Consider the following 15,080-nt stretch of genomic DNA (forward strand, 5'->3'; position numbering starts at 1 on the left):
CAAAGTATGAAAAAATGGGGACTTTTATTACTAATTTTAGTGGTGGCATTAACAGGCTGCGGAAGCGGTTCGGCAGAAAAAGGTGAAGCGCTGCCTGAAGATAAGCTGACGATCGGGGTAACAGCTGGTCCGCACGAGCAGATTTTTGAAAAAGTAGCGGAAGTGGCCAAGAAGGACGGACTTGAAATCGATGTGAAGGTATTTAACGAATACGTGATGCCGAACGTGTCGCTGTCTGAGAATGAGCTTGATGCGAACAGCTTCCAGACACAGCCATACTTAGATCAGTTCAAGAAAGACCGCAAGCTTGATATTGTGGAAGTTTTCGATACGGTCACGTTCCCGCTTGGCATCTACTCTAACAAGATTAAGAGCCTGGATGATATTAAAAAAGGCGATAAGCTGGGCATTCAGAACGATCCGATCAACCTGGCGCGAGCCCTTCAGCTGTATGAAAAAGCCGGCCTTATCAAGCTAAAGAAAGACGCGGGAATGGATGCAACGCAGAAGGATATCGTGGAGAACCCGAAAAATGTAAAGTTTGTTGAGCTCGAAGCTTCACAGATTCCTAGACAGCTGGATGAGCTGACAGCCGCAACGGTTAACACGAACTTTGCTATTGAGCACGGACTGAAGCCGAAAGAAGACTCATTGTTTATTGAAGGCGATGATTCGCCGCACGTGAACTTGATCGCGGTAAGAGGTGAGAACAAGAATGACAAGGTGCTGAAGAAGCTGGAGAAGGCGTACCGTTCGAAGGAAGTAAAAGATTTCATCCTGAAAGAATTTGACGGAGCAGTTCTTCCATCTTGGTAAAAAGAAAGGGCGGCGAGCGAGCAGATGATTAAGCTTCAGAACGTATCCAAAACGTTTGTCACGAAAAAAGGGAAGGTGGAGGCTCTGAAAAACGTCTCCCTTGAGGTAAAAAAAGGTGAGATATTCGGGGTGATCGGGTACAGCGGAGCAGGAAAGAGCACGCTCATCCGCACGGTGAATCTCCTCGAAAAGCCGTCGGAAGGGACGGTATCGGTGAATGGCACCGAGCTGACGAAGCTTTCTCCCAATAAGCTGAGTGCATCTCGAAAGAAAATCGGCATGATCTTTCAGGGGTTCAATTTGCTGAAAACAGCGACTGTCTATGAAAATATCTCGATCCCATTGCGGCTCTCCGGTCTGCCGAAAGCAGAGATTGATAACCGGGTAAAAAAATATCTATCTATCGTAGGAATTGAAAGCAAATCGGATTCGTATCCGTCACAGCTTTCCGGCGGGCAGAAGCAGCGTGTGGCGATTGCAAGAGCGATTGCACACGAGCCGGAAATCTTGCTGAGTGATGAAGCGACAAGCGCACTGGATCCGGATACGACCGAGGCGATTCTTGATCTTTTGCTGAAAATTAATGAGGAGCTCGGGATTACCATTCTCTTAATCACACATGAAATGAAGGTGATTCAGAAAATCTGTGACCGTGTCGCGGTTATGGAGAACGGTGAGGTGGTAGAGAACGGAAGCGTGCTGGATGTGTTTACGGCGCCGAGGCATGAGACGACAAAGCGTTTCGTGAACAGCATCTTCCATCATCAGCTGCCTGAAGCTTTACTAACAAAGCTGAAGGAAACCGGCTCGATCGTCAGCCTTTCTTTTGTGGACAACACATCGGGTGAACCGACGCTCGCTCTTGTGAGCAAGAAGTTCAACGTGTTTCCAAACATCCTGTCCGGTACAATCACTCAGCTGAAGGATGTGCCGTATGGAAAGCTGATCGTCCATTTGCAGGGTGATGACAGCGAAATCGACAGGGCAGTCGAGTTTTTAGAGCAACAGCATGTTTTGGTGGAAGGAGTGAAACGGAACGATGTCAAAAATAAGCGAATTTCTTGATCTGTGGGGCGACCAAATTATAGAGGCTATACTCCAAACGTTCCAGATGACGTCGATCGCGCTTCTCATCTCGATCCTGATCGGACTGCCGCTCGCGGCGTTTCTCGTATTGACGCGACAGGGAGCACGATTAGAAAACAAGTATGTTTACGGCTTTCTGAACACAGTGATTAACGTGATCCGTTCAGTGCCTTTCATCATCCTGCTGTTCTTTATCCTGCCGTTCACAAAATTTATTGTCGGCACATCGATCGGCGTAAAAGGAGTCATCGTGCCGCTTGTTGTTTACACAGCACCGTATATCGCGCGATTGATGGAATCGGCGCTGCTTGAAGTGGACCGTGGTGTGCTTGAGGCGTATGAAGCGATGGGCATCCCAACGAAAAAAATCATCTGGAACGTGCTCGTCCGGGAATCGCGCCCGGCTATCGTGCTAGGGCTGACTATCGCTACAATCGGGCTGATCGGCGCGACAGCGATGGCTGGACTCGTCGGAGCAGGCGGACTAGGAGACCTCGCGTATCGCTTCGGGCACCTGCGATATGAAGCCGATGTGATGTATGTGACCGTGTTCCTGCTGATTGTGCTCGTGCAAGGGCTTCAAACCGCGGGGAACGTGATTGCGGCTAGGTTGAGGAAGGATTAATCGATGACGGTTATTGAAAGAAGTCTCCCTTATTCGTATTCACATTTAGAAAAGGCTGCAGAACTGACGCTTGAAAAAGAACCGTTCACATACGTTCAGAGCGGAGCGGGAGCAGAGGTAACATTGCGTGCCAATGAGGAGGCATTTGAGAGGTGGGCTATTGTTCCCCGCGTTTTAAAGGATGTGAGCAGCCGCAATCTTTCGGCTAATCTCCTAGGCACACATCTGCCGTCTTCCTTTATGCTCGCGCCGATCGGCAACCAGGGCATCTTGCACGATGAAGGAGAGCTTGCCTCAGCGAAGGCAGCAGCCGCGTTCGGCGTGCCCTTTATCGCGAGCACCGTTTCGACCTTTTCGCTAGAAGAGATTGCTGCGGCAAACGGCGATGGCTCAAGGTGGTTTCAGCTATACTGGTCATCCGATTTTGAAGTGACAGCGAGCATGGTGCAGCGTGCGGAAACAGCAGGCTATTCAGCGATTGTCGTGACGGTCGATATGCCGGTCGTCGGTCATCGGGAGCGGGATCTGAATTATCAATATTTTCCCCTTGCACTCGGAAAAGGTGCGGCGAACTTCCTTCAAGATCCTGTTTTCCAAAGCAGACTGAGTAAATCTCCTGTTGAAGAGCGCGATGTAGCTCTAGCTGAGCTGCTGTCCGTCTTTTTTGAGCCGGCTCTAACGTGGGACAAGGTTCAGGAACTGCGAAAAATCACTTCACTTCCTATCTTGATTAAGGGAATTCTTCATGCAGATGACGCCAAAATAGCGGTGGACTTAGCCTTTGACGGAATCGTCGTTTCCAATCACGGGGGCAGGCAGCTGGATGGCTGCTTCTCATCGCTGGACGCTTTGCCGGCAATTGCGGACACAGTTAAGGGCAGAATTCCTGTTCTGTTCGACAGCGGCATTAGGCGGGGAGCAGATGCAGTGAAGGCACTCTCGTTAGGAGCGGACGCAGTACTCCTTGGCAGACCGTACGTTTACGGGCTAGCTGCAGGCGGAGAAAATGGCGTGAAGCATGTGATTGAGCAGTTTATAAAAGATTTCGATTCCGCCATAGCTCTGACTGGGCTTACAAAAGCGTCTGACGCGAATAGATCGATATTAAGAAAAGTAAATTAAAAAAGCTGGCCGTGGCCAGCTTTTCTTATTTATGCCGTCGTAATCACCGGCCCATTCTTCGTCACAATAATCGTATGCTCAATCTGCGCAACATAGCTGCCGTCATTTGTCGCAAGAGTCCAGCCATCTTCCATCTCATACGCTTCCTCAGCTTTCGTGGACACGAACGGTTCGAACGCCAAGACGAGGCCTTCCACCAGCAGCGTGCGGTCATGCGGCTCGTAATGATTGTGCACGAAATCCGGTTCGTCACGCAGCGACCAGCCGATACCGTGGCCGGTCAGATTTTTGATAATGTTATAGCCTCGTTCGCGAGCGCTGTTCTCGACCGCTCTCCCGACATTGTTCAGCTTAGTGCCTGGCTTGAACTTCTTTAATCCTTCTTCAAAGATTTCCCGTGCTGCCGCGCAAAGTTCCACGAGCTTTTGGTCCCCTTTTCCAACGACGAACGAGATGCCCGTATCGGCAAAATAATCGTTTTTCGAGCCGGAAACATCGATGTTAACCAAGTCGCCTTCTGCGATCACACGCTCGCCGGGAATCCCGTGCGCGACCTCTTCATTGACGCTGATGCACGTATATCCTGGAAAGCCGTACAAATCGAGCGGTGCCGAAACAGCACCATGCTTTTCAAATAAATCCTTCGCGAGATTATCAAGCTGTTTCGTCGTGATACCAGGTACGGTAGCTCGAACCATCTCATCGCGAATCCCTGCAACGATTTTTCCGATTTCTTTTAATCCGATTAAATCTTCTTCCGTTCGTACGATCATGTTTATCAGCCTTTCGAGTTGTTTTCTGCAAAATGTAATCCATTGTCTAAAAGAGCCTGACGAAGCTGCTTCATCACTTTTGGCCCGACACCATGCATGCTCGCGATTTCTGCCTCAGTATGTTTGGCGATGTCTTCTAAACTTATGCAGCCAGCTTGAGTAAGGGCACGCTGAGCAGGTTTGCTTATTTTAGGGAGGTCCATTTTACACCGCTCCTTTTTGTCAAAAAAACCAGCCCGAAAGTTCAGGCTGGCTGTATGCTATTCACTTAGGATGTCGATCACGCGGCCAACTTGTCCGTCTTCAAGGCGGACTTTGATGCCGTGCGGGTGGTTCGGCGACTTGGTCAAGATGTTCTTGACCACGCCTTTTGTTTTCTTTCCCGTACGCTGGTCCGCTTTTAGAATGACGTTCACAGGCAGTCCGGGTCTAATATTCGAGCGCTGACGGTGCATTATACACCAGTCCTGCGCGTTTGGTTGTTCTTCTTTTTCGTCTGCTGGCTCGACATCGGCTTGGTCGATTTCACCGGGTTCGTACTGAACGCGCCGCCGCTTTGCTGTGCTTTTTTCTCAGCCAGGCGCTGTTTAGCAAGCTCCTGGACGCTTAATTTCTTTTTCTCCTCAGCCATCGTTCAGGCCTCCTATTTTCTCGGCTTAAAGCCTTCTTCTTTTAAATAGCCTTCTGCTTCTGCATACGTTTCAAATGCTGCTTCAAGATTGCGGTTGTCGTCAAAAATGAACCACATCTCGTCTTCGAAAGCGAGCGTAACGTACTCGTAGTTCGGCCCAAGCCATCTAGACTCATTGCGGTCAGGAGTATCGTCTTTTTCCTGTTTCTCCTGCTGCCAGCCGTGGCGTTTGGACATGAATTCGATCGACTCTTGAATCTGAGCGATCAGTTCTTCTTTTTCAAACTCACGAATGTTCACATAGCCTTTGTCGTTGATCTGGTTCTGCGGCAGGTAGGCACCGTAAACAAATCCGTTTCCATTCGGGTGAAGGTGGTACACGACAATCGTCTTGTCCTGAACACTTTCCTCATAGTGGTAGTTCACGCGTCCAAGGGACACATCCGCACGCGTAAGCTGCGGGAAATTTTCTTCAATAATCGCAATTTTTTCTTCAAAAGAAAGCATGTATCGTAATCTCCGTTTCTTCAATATGATGGGATGATTATAACACACAACAGGGGTGAAAAAGAAATGGCGCCGGTGTATGGAATTATTGAACAAAAATCATAATCGTTACAACGGCGAAAGGCAGCCCGATTAACAGCAAAAACAAAAGCACCTGCTTTTTATGTTCTTTCATAAAATAAGCGAAGTTTGTTCTAGCCTTTTTGTTAGCCAGGAAAAAGACTAGAAAGAGAAAAGCAGCAATATATTCGATATTATCGAAAATGGATTTAACTATATTCATGTTATTTCCTCCAAGGGTTTACTATAAAAATTCTTGGCGGAGAATGGTTTTCCTTTGTGGTGTATTTGATTATTATCGAAAAATAAAATGGAGAAGTGTATTAATACACTACTCCACTTTAATCCTTAAAACCGAGTTCCTTTAAAAAGAACAAATAGAAAAGAAGCGGCAGCTGCCGCTTCTTTCATCTTTATACTGCTGACTCTTCTTTTTGTAACGCTTCTTCAAGCTCGTACCAATAATGGGCGAGTGTTTCCATGCCTTTGTCGAAGTTCTCGAGGTGGAAGTGCTCGTTTGGCGCGTGGAAGTTTTCCGTCGCCAAACCGAAGCCCATTAACACGACTGGAAGCTTCAGCAGCTCGTCGAACGTGGCAACGATCGGGATCGAGCCTCCGCCGCGTGTGAACGCCGTCGGTACGCCGTACACTTTTTCGTAAGCGCGCGCACCAGCCTGGATTGCCGGATGCTCGAGCGGTGTCACATATGGTGCGCCTTTATCAAACAGCTTCACGCTCACTTCAACACCAGGAGGCGTGTGAGCAGCGATATGGCGCTTCAATTTTTCCACGATTTCATCAGGCTGCTGGTCCGGCACGAGGCGGCAGCTTATTTTCGCATGAGCTTCGTTCGGCAGCACGGTTTTAATGCCTTCGCCTTGGAAGCCGCCCCAGATTCCGTTCACTTCAAGCGTTGGACGGACCCATGTCTGTTCCACATGCGTGTATCCTTTTTCGCCGAAAAGCTCCTTCACCTCAAGCTGCTTTTTCAACGGTTCCTCGCTCATGTTGAGCGCCGCAAACGCTTCTTTTTCAGCCTGTGTCATCTCTTGAACGTTTTCATAGAATCCGTCTACTAAAATACGTCCGTTACCGTCACGGAATGAAGCGAGAATCTCGGTGATCGCGTGAAGAGCGTTCTGAACGGCACCGCCGTAAAGGCCAGAGTGAAGGTCGCTGTTCGCGCCCTTAACATCAATCTGCAATGCCGCAAGTCCGCGCAGTCCATAGCAGATCGCCGGCTTGCCGCGGTCGAGCATGCCTGTGTCCGAGATTACGATCACATCAGCTGACAGCAGCTCTGTGTTTTCTTCAATAAACTTCGGCAGGTTCGCGCTTCCGATTTCTTCTTCGCCCTCGATGCAGAACTTGAAGTTCATCGGCAGCGTGCCGCGCGTTCTGAGGATCGCTTCGAGCACTTTTAAATGCATGAACACTTGGCCTTTATCGTCGCTCGCACCGCGCGCATACAATTTTTCATCGCGCACTTCGGCTTCAAAAGGCGGGCTGTGCCACAGCTCAACCGGGTCGACAGGCTGAACATCATAATGTCCGTAAATGAGCGCAGTCGGCTTTCCTTCTGCTTTGAGCCAGTCACCGTAAACAACTGGGTGCCCGTCTGTCTCGTAAACCTTTACATTTTCCATACCGATTTTCTCTAGATGGTCGGCAATCCACTGTGCGCCGCGCTGCATGTCGTCATTATGTTCCGGGAGTGCGCTGATGCTCGGGATGGCAAGCCACTCTTTCAGCTGGTTCAGGTTCTCTGTACGGTGCTGTCTCATATACTCCGCAATCACATGTTCCATGGACGTTCCTCCTATAAAGTCGTGTCTTTCTTCTAGTTTAATAGATTCGCGATGTAAAAGAAAATATTCTTTGGCAACGGGCAGGCACATATACTGGAACTTAACTCTGCAGAGGGAAGTCATTTTCCTCCTTTCCTAACATTTACTTTTCTTTGATAAAAGGCTAAAGTTAAGGATAAAAACCTTACACACTTGATAAGAATGAGAGAGAAAAGGGAGTGGAGCGATGAAACAGACGATTGGTTTTATTGGATGCGGAAAAATGGCGCAGGCGATGATCGGAGGCATGCTTAATTCTGGACTAGTGGCGCCGCAGCAAATCATGGCAAGTGCAAGATCCGAGAAAACGCTGGAATATGTAAAAGGAAAGTTTAACATCCTGACAACTGAGAGCAATGTCAGTGTGGCCCGTGAATCAGATGTCTTATTTTTAGCGATTCAGCCTTACGGGCATGAAGATGTACTAACCGAAATCGCCGAGCATTTGAAAGCCAATGCGGTAATCGTGACGATCGCAGCAGGTGTTAAAATAGAAAAGGTGGCAAGCTTCTTTGCATCTGGTGTTAAAGTTGTCCGCACGATGCCGAACACACCGTCGCTTGTCGGAGCCGGTATGACGGCTATGTCAGCGAACAGCGAAGTGACACGCGAAGAACTGCAGAACGTAATTACATTGTTTAAAAGCTTCGGTGAGGTCGAGCTGCTGCCAGAATCACAGATCGACGCGATCCCGGCCATAAGCGGTTCATCGCCAGCTTATGTATACATGTTTATCGAAGCGCTAGCAGATGGGGGCGTTAGGCAAGGCCTTTCCCGCAGCCAATCGTACCGTCTCGCAGCACAAGCGGTGCTTGGCGCGGCGAAAATGGTGCTTGAGACCGGCAAGCATCCAGGAGAGCTGAAGGACCAGGTCACATCTCCTGGCGGCGCGACCATTGCCGCTGTTGCGACACTGGAAGAAGAGGGTATGAGAAGTGCTGTGTTAAAGGCGATGGAAAGCTGTACAAATCGAGCGAAAGAACTGGGTGGAAAATAGATGAGTTTTAGAAGTTTAGGAATAAGTGAACAATGGGCGGAAAAGCTGGATGGGCTTCGGATTGTTAGTCCGACCCCAATCCAGCAGGACTCGATCCCGCACGTACTGCGCGGGCGTGATGTAGTCGGACAAGCACAGACTGGAACAGGTAAGACGCTGGCGTTCGTTCTGCCGATCGTAGAAAAATTAGATCCTGCTAAAGAGCACGTTCAAGCGCTGATCGTTGCGCCGACTAGAGAGCTGGCGATCCAGATCACAGAAGAAGTGCTAAAGCTGACAGAAGGAACAGGCGTTCATACGCTTGCCGTTTACGGCGGCCAGGACGTGCTCGCTCAGATGCACCGTCTGGAAGGGACTGTTCACATTATTGTAGCCACACCGGGCAGGCTGCTTGATCATGTGCGCCGGGAAACGGTATCACTTGACCGAGTTGAGACAGTCGTCCTCGATGAAGCCGATCAGATGCTGCATATCGGGTTTCTTTCAGATATCGAGCTCATTTTAGACGAAACGCCATCACAGCGCCAGACGCTGCTGTTTTCGGCGACGATGCCGGATGAAGTACGTGACTTATCAGAGCGTTTCATGAACAATCCGCTTCATATAAAAGTGAAAAGCGAGACGGTGACGGTAAAAGAAATCCGCCAGCGCATTCTGGAGACGACAGACCGCGCGAAGCAAGGCGATCTGATGAGCGCCATCCGTCAGCTTCGTCCGTTCATGGCGATCATTTTTTGCCGGACGAAACGCAGGGTGTCGAAGCTGAACGAAGCCTTGCAGGAGCACGGCTTTAACTCGGACGAGTTGCACGGCGACATGTCGCAGGCGAAGCGCGAAGACGTGATGAAACGGTTCCGTAAATGTGAAGTGCAATTTCTAATCGCGACCGATGTGGCAGCACGCGGCATCGATGTCGATGGGATCACGCATGTGTTCAACTATGACATCCCGCACGATGCTGAGAGCTACATCCACCGCATCGGCCGGACGGGGCGCGCTGGCAGTGAAGGTCTCGCCGTGACGTTTGTTGGGCGTAAGGATGATGAATTTTTGCGCGAGATTGAGAATGCAGCTGGGATGAAGCTGAAGCCGCTTGTTTTGGACAAGCATGAGAAGAAATCGGCTGATTCGGACGGAAATTCGAATGAAAAGCCGCGTAACTTTGCACGTGGACGAACACGTTCGAGGCAAGGGAACAAGGAAGAGCAATATAGAAGGAAACCACGCCGATAAATTATCGGAAATTAGGCCAGTGTTGCAGAAGATTCTGCAGTGCTGGCCTCTTTTTGTTGTGTGTTTGATTGGATTTAAGGTGGTGAGGGCTTGTGAAGGCTTGTTATGTGTGTCCAGCGGAAGTGCACTGAGGGGCGGCGGGCGTGTTCTACACAAATGCGGGCGCGATTAGCAAAGGCGCGGGCGCGAATGGATAAAACGCGGGCGCAAACACCTCATCCGCGGGCGCAAAACACCAAAGCGCAGGCGTTATTCCGTAATTTACCAAAAACCAACTAATTTCTACTTCACAAGCTCCCTCTTAAACCCCAAAAAGTCCTGCCGAAACACCGCATGCAGCACACAAGGCTGCTTTTCCCGCGTCTCCAGCCATTCCAGTTCCTCTGGAAACTGCGATTCAACATGCAGCGAAAAATAAGGAAGCTTCTCCTGCGCTTTCTGCGAACGGAGGTTAACCGCCCGCGCGCCGGCAAATACGTGCTCCATGCCAAGCTCCTCGAACGCGATCGACAATATCGCGAGCTTAGATGCCTGATTGTAGCCCATACCCCAATACTCATGGCCGATCCAGCTGCCGATATGGCAACGCTTCAGCTCACGGTCGATTTTCTTCAGTTCGGTAATGCCGACGAGCTCGCCATCCTCATTCAATATGACGCGCGACAGCACACGGCCCTCACGCTCTTCATCCATAATAAAATTCAAAAAAGACAAGGTATCTTCCACACTCGTATCGCGTAATCCAAGCGCGTCGCGGACTTGAGGCTGAGAGGCCAATTCGAAGATTCGCTGTGCGTATTTTAAATCGTGCTTAGCTAATGTTATGGTTTTCATCGATAACGTCACCTTTCAACCCGTAATAAAACTTTCCCCGTGCTCTGCCGGCTTTCCACCCAGTCATGGGCAGCGGCAGCCTCAGATAGAGGGTACTCCCGTCCTACTTTTATCTTCAGGCTGCCATTCGCTAAATAGCGAAAGACATGCTCTGCTGTTTCCTGCAGCAGCTCTGGCCGCTTAGCTCTTGTTGTACCAAAGCTGAAGCCAAGCACAGAACGGCAGCTTGAATGCAAATCTGCACTTACGACCGTACCCGCCTCGCCGCCTGCGTTGCCAAAATGGACAAGACGACCGAATGGCGCCAGGCACTTGAGGCTGTTTTCAAACACCTTGCCGGAAACCGAGTCTAGTATGACGTCAGCACCTCGGCCATCCGTTAACTCGTTCACTGCTTCAGCAAAATCTTCATCTAAAGTGCAAATCACATGATCCGCACCGGCGTCTGTAACCGTTAGCTTTTTATGAGGACGGCTTACCGTTCCGATCACGGTTCCGGCACCGAGCAGCTTTGCGAGCTGGATCGCAGTCGTGCCGATCCCGCCGGCGGCTGCGTGAATAAGCACAGTTTCACTTGGCTGAAGTCTCGCCACCTTTGAAAGAAGGTTAAACGATGTAAAAGAAACGATCGGGCAAGCGGCCGCTGTTTCAAGAGCAATGCCATCAGGAAGAACAAACGTAAGTTTTTCAGATGCCAGTGCATACTCAGCGTATGAACCGCCTGAAGTAAAGGCGATAACACGCTGGCCAGGCTTCAAATTTTCTACCCCAGGACCGACTTTTTCAATAACGCCGGCAGCTTCCATGCCAGGTATGTACGGCAACTCAACATTTCCTTTTTTACCGTAACGGGATTTTATATCTGCGAAGTTAACGCTTGTTGTGTGGACACGTATTAAGACCTGCTTATAGTCGGGGTCCGGTACCGGAACATCTGCAACGATCATATTTTCAGAACCGCCTAAGTTTTTAACGAGTATTGCTTTCATAAGTTGGCCCCCATTTTTTACAAAAATCTTATCATAATTTTGGAAATAAGTGGTGATAATACGTAGGTATATCGAATGAATTATGTGAAGTTTTCGTGAATAATGGGCTGTTATTAACACCTGGTAATAAATAAAGGTTGTATTATAAAGGTGACCTTGTTACGATAGGGATATTGGAAACGATTAGTAACGAAATTCAGGAGAGTAGGAGATGAGGAGAGCATGAAGGAACTGCATTCTTTCGGCTGGTATGCGAAGCAGATCACGCCAAAGCTGCCTGAAAAAGCATTTAAGCCTGTACCCGCACGACTTTTGGGAGGGCTAGCCTATTTGTCCATTACAGTTGCCGGTATTTTAGTGATCGGTTTGATAGATTCTTTTTATTGGTGGTTATCACTTATCATGGCTGCCGTTATTGGTTTAAGTTTTGCAGGAATGGGATTTTTGGGACACGAAATATTGCACGGAACGGTCGTACGCAAGCCGTGGCTCCGTGATTTTCTTGGAGGGGTAGCGTTCTACCCGCTTAGTGTCGGACCGAAGCTATGGCGCAAATGGCACAATGCCACTCACCACGCGCACACTCAGCATGTGGAGAAGGATCCGGATGCATGGCCGACGCTTGAGAAATTTACGCAGGACGACAACAAGTTTCAATGGGTGTACAAGCTGCCATGGTTTATTCGTTCAATCATCAGCTTTGCGTTTTTAGGAATTTCATTTACGATGCACTCGCTGAACATGTTCAAGCTGTTCATTAAAGAATTTAAGCCATCCAACCGTCCGATCGTTTGGATCCAGATGATTCTGCCTTGGGCAACATGGTTAGGTCTTCTGTTCTGGCTTGGACCGGTAAAATGGGTGTTTGCAATTCTGATTCCGCTTGCGATCGCGAACACGGTCGTCATGAGCTACATCGCGACGAACCACCGTTTGAACCCGATCACGAACGTGAACGATCCGCTGGCGAACAGCTTGTCGGTAACCGTTCCAAAATGGATCGACGTGCTTCACTTTAACTTCTCATACCATACGGAGCACCATTTGTTCCCGGGGATGAGCCCGAAATATTATCCGATGGTAAAGAAGCACATCATGGAAATGTGGCCTGAGCGCTATCATGCGATGCCGCACTGGAAAGCACTTATGGCACTTTGGAAGACACCGCGTCTGTATTACAACGAAAAGCAATTCATCGATCCTGCTCAGGGCAATGTGTACAACACCCTTGGCAACGGACTCGATCCAAGCAACATTGAATATATGAAAAAGCATGATATTAAAGGGGAGCAAGAGTCTCTTTAAATAGGATGAAACCGCCGGGCAGCTAGTGCTCGGCGGTTTTACATTTCACTGCATGGTTGAGGAAGAGAGAAGGTAAAGATCTGGCTCATGCTGTTGCAGAACCGGCGAGGGCTGGGGGACGAATGGCGCAGGTTGAGTATGAAGCGGCGCAGATAAGACCGAACGGCGCATGCTAAGTCAGTTGTGGCGTAGCGGGCTAAACAATCGGCGCAGGGTCTCTACTCAGTGGCGTAAGTCGAATGTTGAGTGGCGCAGGCTAATCAAAATTCCTTAATTTCAACTCCTAAAAATCGATAAACTCATTAGTGTGGCGCAGACTTGAAAATAAGCGGCGCAGGATCTCATCTTAACGGCGCGGGTTAGTTCCGAAAAGCTATCTGAACGGCGCAAGTTCAGTAGTTTAAATAGTGTTGGGGGTACGGTACCATGAGTACCGTACCCCCACCCCCCAACAGCTACCAATAAAAAAGCACAAAAAAATAAGGCTGATCCCACGCCAGTGGGATCAGCCTTCCTTGATTGCTATTACTCCGCCACGCGGTAAACACGCGCTTCATAAGGCTTCAACGTGAAGCTCGTCAATCCTTCATGAGCCTCTACCGGATAGTTCGCCAGCATCAAGCTCTCAGACGACAGCTTCAATTCTTCGAAGCTATACTCCGCATCTGTTTTAGACAAGTTCGTGATCACAACAACCTTGTCATCTTCAGATGTGCGTGTATACGCATAGATCTGTGCATCTTCTTCTAAAATCAGATCGTAGATGCCGTATGTGAACACGTCATTTTCTTTCTTCAACTGAATCATCTTTTTATAGAACGAGAGGATTGAGTTCTCGTCTTTTTCCTGAACAGCGACGTTGATGTCTGTGTAGTTCGGGTTCACTTTCATCCATGGACGTCCCATCGTGAAGCCTGCGTTCACGTCAGATGACCATTGCATCGGCGTACGGCTGTTGTCGCGGGAAGATGCCCAGATGACCGCCATGATATCTTCGTGCGATACGCCTTCTTCGCGCTTGATGCGGTACATGTTCTTTACGGCTACATCGTCATAATCCTCGATCGCCGGGAACTGAACGTTTGTCATGCCGATCTCCTGGCCTTGGTAGATGAACGGCGTACCTTGCATGAGGAAGTACATCGCGCCCATGCTTGTCGCACTCTCACGCCAGAACTCCTCGTCGTTGCCCCAAGTGGACACTACGCGCGGCTTATCGTGGTTTTCGATAAACAATGCATTCCAGCCTTCTTTTTCAAGGCCTTTCTGCCAGCGAGATAGTACCTTTTTCAGCTCGACGATATCAAGATCTGGGTTATCTTCTGCATCCCATAGTCCGAGGTGCTCGAACTGGAAGATCATGTCCATCTTGCCGTCTTTTTCGCCGACCCATAGGTCAGACTCGTCAACCGTTACACCGTTCGCTTCACCGACTGTCATTACGTCGTAGTTCGCGTATGTGCGGTCTTTGAACTCTTTCAAAAACTCGTGGATTCCTTCTTGGTTCATGTGCATATCGAAGGAAGAAACGTACTTCTCGTTTTTCGGATTCGGCATGTCTGGGAAACCAGGACGCTTTTTAATGTGGCTGATCGCGTCGATACGGAAGCCGTCGATGCCTTTATCAAGCCACCAGTTAACTGTGTCATAGAGAGCGTCGCGCACTTCTGGATTTTCCCAGTTCACGTCAGGCTGCTTGGTAGAGAACACGTGCATGTAATACTGTCCAGTCGTCTCGTCGTATTGCCAAGCCGATCCTGAGAAAATGGACTCCCAGTTGTTTGGCTCTTTGCCGTCCTTGCCGTCGCGCCAGATGTACCAGTCGCGCTTCGGGTTGTCTTTGGAAGAACGGGACTCGATAAACCATTGGTGCTCATCGCTCGTATGGTTGAGGACGAGGTCGATGATCAGCTTCATGCCGCGGTCGTGAACTTCTTTTAAAAGCTGGTCGAAATCCGCCATCGTGCCGAAGTCATCCATGATGTCCTGGTAGTCGGAAATGTCGTAGCCGTTATCATCGTTCGGCGATTTGTACATCGGGCAGATCCAGATTACATCGATCCCAAGATCCTTCACATAGTCGAGACGCTGAATGATACCTTGAAGATCCCCGATTCCGTCACCGTTGGAATCCTGGAAGCTGCGCGGATAAATTTGATAGCCGATGGCTTCTTTCCACCATGCTTTTTTCATGTTTGTTCCCTCCAAAATAACAGGGCAGGGGGCCTGCAAAGTTTGCAGATCCCCATGTAGTC

The 15,080-nt window shown here is 49.3% G+C and carries 17 protein-coding genes; 7 read left to right on the forward strand and 10 right to left on the reverse strand.

What is annotated here, in order from left to right; translation table 11 throughout:
* Window positions 1–6 precede the first annotated feature (6 nt).
* From CGZ90_RS11490 to CGZ90_RS11505, 4 genes are read left to right on the forward strand one after another with little or no spacing between them, the layout of a single operon-like run.
* On the forward strand, window positions 7–816 hold the full coding sequence (locus tag CGZ90_RS11490) for a MetQ/NlpA family ABC transporter substrate-binding protein (protein ID WP_094252650.1): 810 nt from the start codon (window positions 7–9) through the stop codon (window positions 814–816).
* A gap of 24 nt (window positions 817–840) precedes the next feature.
* Complete coding sequence (locus CGZ90_RS11495; protein WP_094252651.1) at window positions 841–1,881, forward strand: methionine ABC transporter ATP-binding protein; 1,041 nt, start codon at window positions 841–843, stop codon at window positions 1,879–1,881.
* Complete coding sequence (locus CGZ90_RS11500; RefSeq protein ID WP_094252652.1) at window positions 1,856–2,527, forward strand: methionine ABC transporter permease; 672 nt, start codon at window positions 1,856–1,858, stop codon at window positions 2,525–2,527. The genes CGZ90_RS11495 and CGZ90_RS11500 overlap by 26 nt, the downstream gene beginning before the upstream one ends.
* Before the next feature lie 3 nt (window positions 2,528–2,530).
* The gene (locus CGZ90_RS11505) at window positions 2,531–3,649 is read left to right on the forward strand and encodes an alpha-hydroxy-acid oxidizing protein (RefSeq protein WP_094252653.1); all 1,119 of its coding nucleotides are present in this window, start codon (window positions 2,531–2,533) and stop codon (window positions 3,647–3,649) included.
* A gap of 29 nt (window positions 3,650–3,678) precedes the next feature.
* Here the strand turns inward: CGZ90_RS11505 and map are convergent, their stop codons facing one another.
* The 7 genes from map to CGZ90_RS11535 form a co-directional block, all read right to left on the reverse strand.
* Complete coding sequence (map, locus tag CGZ90_RS11510; protein WP_094252654.1) at window positions 3,679–4,422, reverse strand: type I methionyl aminopeptidase; 744 nt, start codon at window positions 4,420–4,422, stop codon at window positions 3,679–3,681.
* 5 nt (window positions 4,423–4,427) lie between these two features.
* Window positions 4,428–4,625 (reverse strand): helix-hairpin-helix domain-containing protein, encoded by a 198-nt coding sequence (locus CGZ90_RS11515; protein ID WP_094252655.1) that lies wholly within the window; start codon window positions 4,623–4,625, stop codon window positions 4,428–4,430.
* Window positions 4,626–4,682: 57 nt separating this feature from the next.
* Window positions 4,683–4,877, reverse strand: a complete 195-nt coding sequence (locus tag CGZ90_RS11520) for a YwbE family protein (protein WP_106408313.1) — start codon at window positions 4,875–4,877, stop codon at window positions 4,683–4,685.
* Complete coding sequence (locus tag CGZ90_RS20750; RefSeq protein WP_165766837.1) at window positions 4,877–5,053, reverse strand: hypothetical protein; 177 nt, start codon at window positions 5,051–5,053, stop codon at window positions 4,877–4,879. The genes CGZ90_RS11520 and CGZ90_RS20750 overlap by 1 nt, the downstream gene beginning before the upstream one ends.
* A 12-nt stretch (window positions 5,054–5,065) precedes the next feature.
* Window positions 5,066–5,560, reverse strand: a complete 495-nt coding sequence (locus tag CGZ90_RS11525) for a hypothetical protein (protein ID WP_094252657.1) — start codon at window positions 5,558–5,560, stop codon at window positions 5,066–5,068.
* An 85-nt stretch (window positions 5,561–5,645) separates the two neighbouring features.
* Window positions 5,646–5,843 carry a hypothetical protein gene (locus CGZ90_RS11530; protein ID WP_094252658.1) on the reverse strand — a complete coding sequence of 66 codons (198 nt, stop codon included), beginning with the start codon at window positions 5,841–5,843 and terminating at the stop codon, window positions 5,646–5,648.
* A 190-nt stretch (window positions 5,844–6,033) separates the two neighbouring features.
* Entirely contained in the window at window positions 6,034–7,428 is a 1,395-nt protein-coding gene (locus tag CGZ90_RS11535) for a dipeptidase (protein WP_094252659.1), read from the reverse strand.
* Window positions 7,429–7,654: 226 nt separating this feature from the next.
* Between CGZ90_RS11535 and proC the strand changes: the two genes are divergently transcribed.
* The gene (gene proC, locus CGZ90_RS11540; protein ID WP_094252660.1) at window positions 7,655–8,464 is read left to right on the forward strand and encodes a pyrroline-5-carboxylate reductase; all 810 of its coding nucleotides are present in this window, start codon (window positions 7,655–7,657) and stop codon (window positions 8,462–8,464) included.
* Window positions 8,465–9,697, forward strand: coding sequence for a DEAD/DEAH box helicase (locus tag CGZ90_RS11545; RefSeq protein WP_094252661.1), 1,233 nt, complete (start codon window positions 8,465–8,467; stop codon window positions 9,695–9,697).
* A 282-nt stretch (window positions 9,698–9,979) separates the two neighbouring features.
* Here the strand turns inward: CGZ90_RS11545 and CGZ90_RS11550 are convergent, their stop codons facing one another.
* Both CGZ90_RS11550 and CGZ90_RS11555 read right to left on the reverse strand, forming a co-directional pair.
* Window positions 9,980–10,531 carry a GNAT family N-acetyltransferase gene (locus tag CGZ90_RS11550; protein WP_094252662.1) on the reverse strand — a complete coding sequence of 184 codons (552 nt, stop codon included), beginning with the start codon at window positions 10,529–10,531 and terminating at the stop codon, window positions 9,980–9,982.
* Between the two features lie 8 nt (window positions 10,532–10,539).
* Window positions 10,540–11,520, reverse strand: a complete 981-nt coding sequence (locus CGZ90_RS11555; protein ID WP_094252663.1) for a quinone oxidoreductase family protein — start codon at window positions 11,518–11,520, stop codon at window positions 10,540–10,542.
* A gap of 222 nt (window positions 11,521–11,742) precedes the next feature.
* On the opposite strand from CGZ90_RS11555, the gene desB reads away from it, so the two are divergent.
* Window positions 11,743–12,825 carry a Delta(10) desaturase DesB gene (gene desB, locus CGZ90_RS11560; protein WP_094252664.1) on the forward strand — a complete coding sequence of 361 codons (1,083 nt, stop codon included), beginning with the start codon at window positions 11,743–11,745 and terminating at the stop codon, window positions 12,823–12,825.
* Between the two features lie 525 nt (window positions 12,826–13,350).
* Here desB and CGZ90_RS11565 read toward each other — a convergent pair.
* Window positions 13,351–15,018 (reverse strand): glycoside hydrolase family 13 protein, encoded by a 1,668-nt coding sequence (locus CGZ90_RS11565; protein WP_094252665.1) that lies wholly within the window; start codon window positions 15,016–15,018, stop codon window positions 13,351–13,353.
* Window positions 15,019–15,080: the final 62 nt, after the last annotated feature.

Origin of the sequence: Fictibacillus aquaticus, from assembly GCF_002245695.1 — a bacterium.
GTDB classification, from domain to species: Bacteria; Bacillota; Bacilli; order Bacillales; family Fictibacillaceae; genus Fictibacillus; species Fictibacillus aquaticus.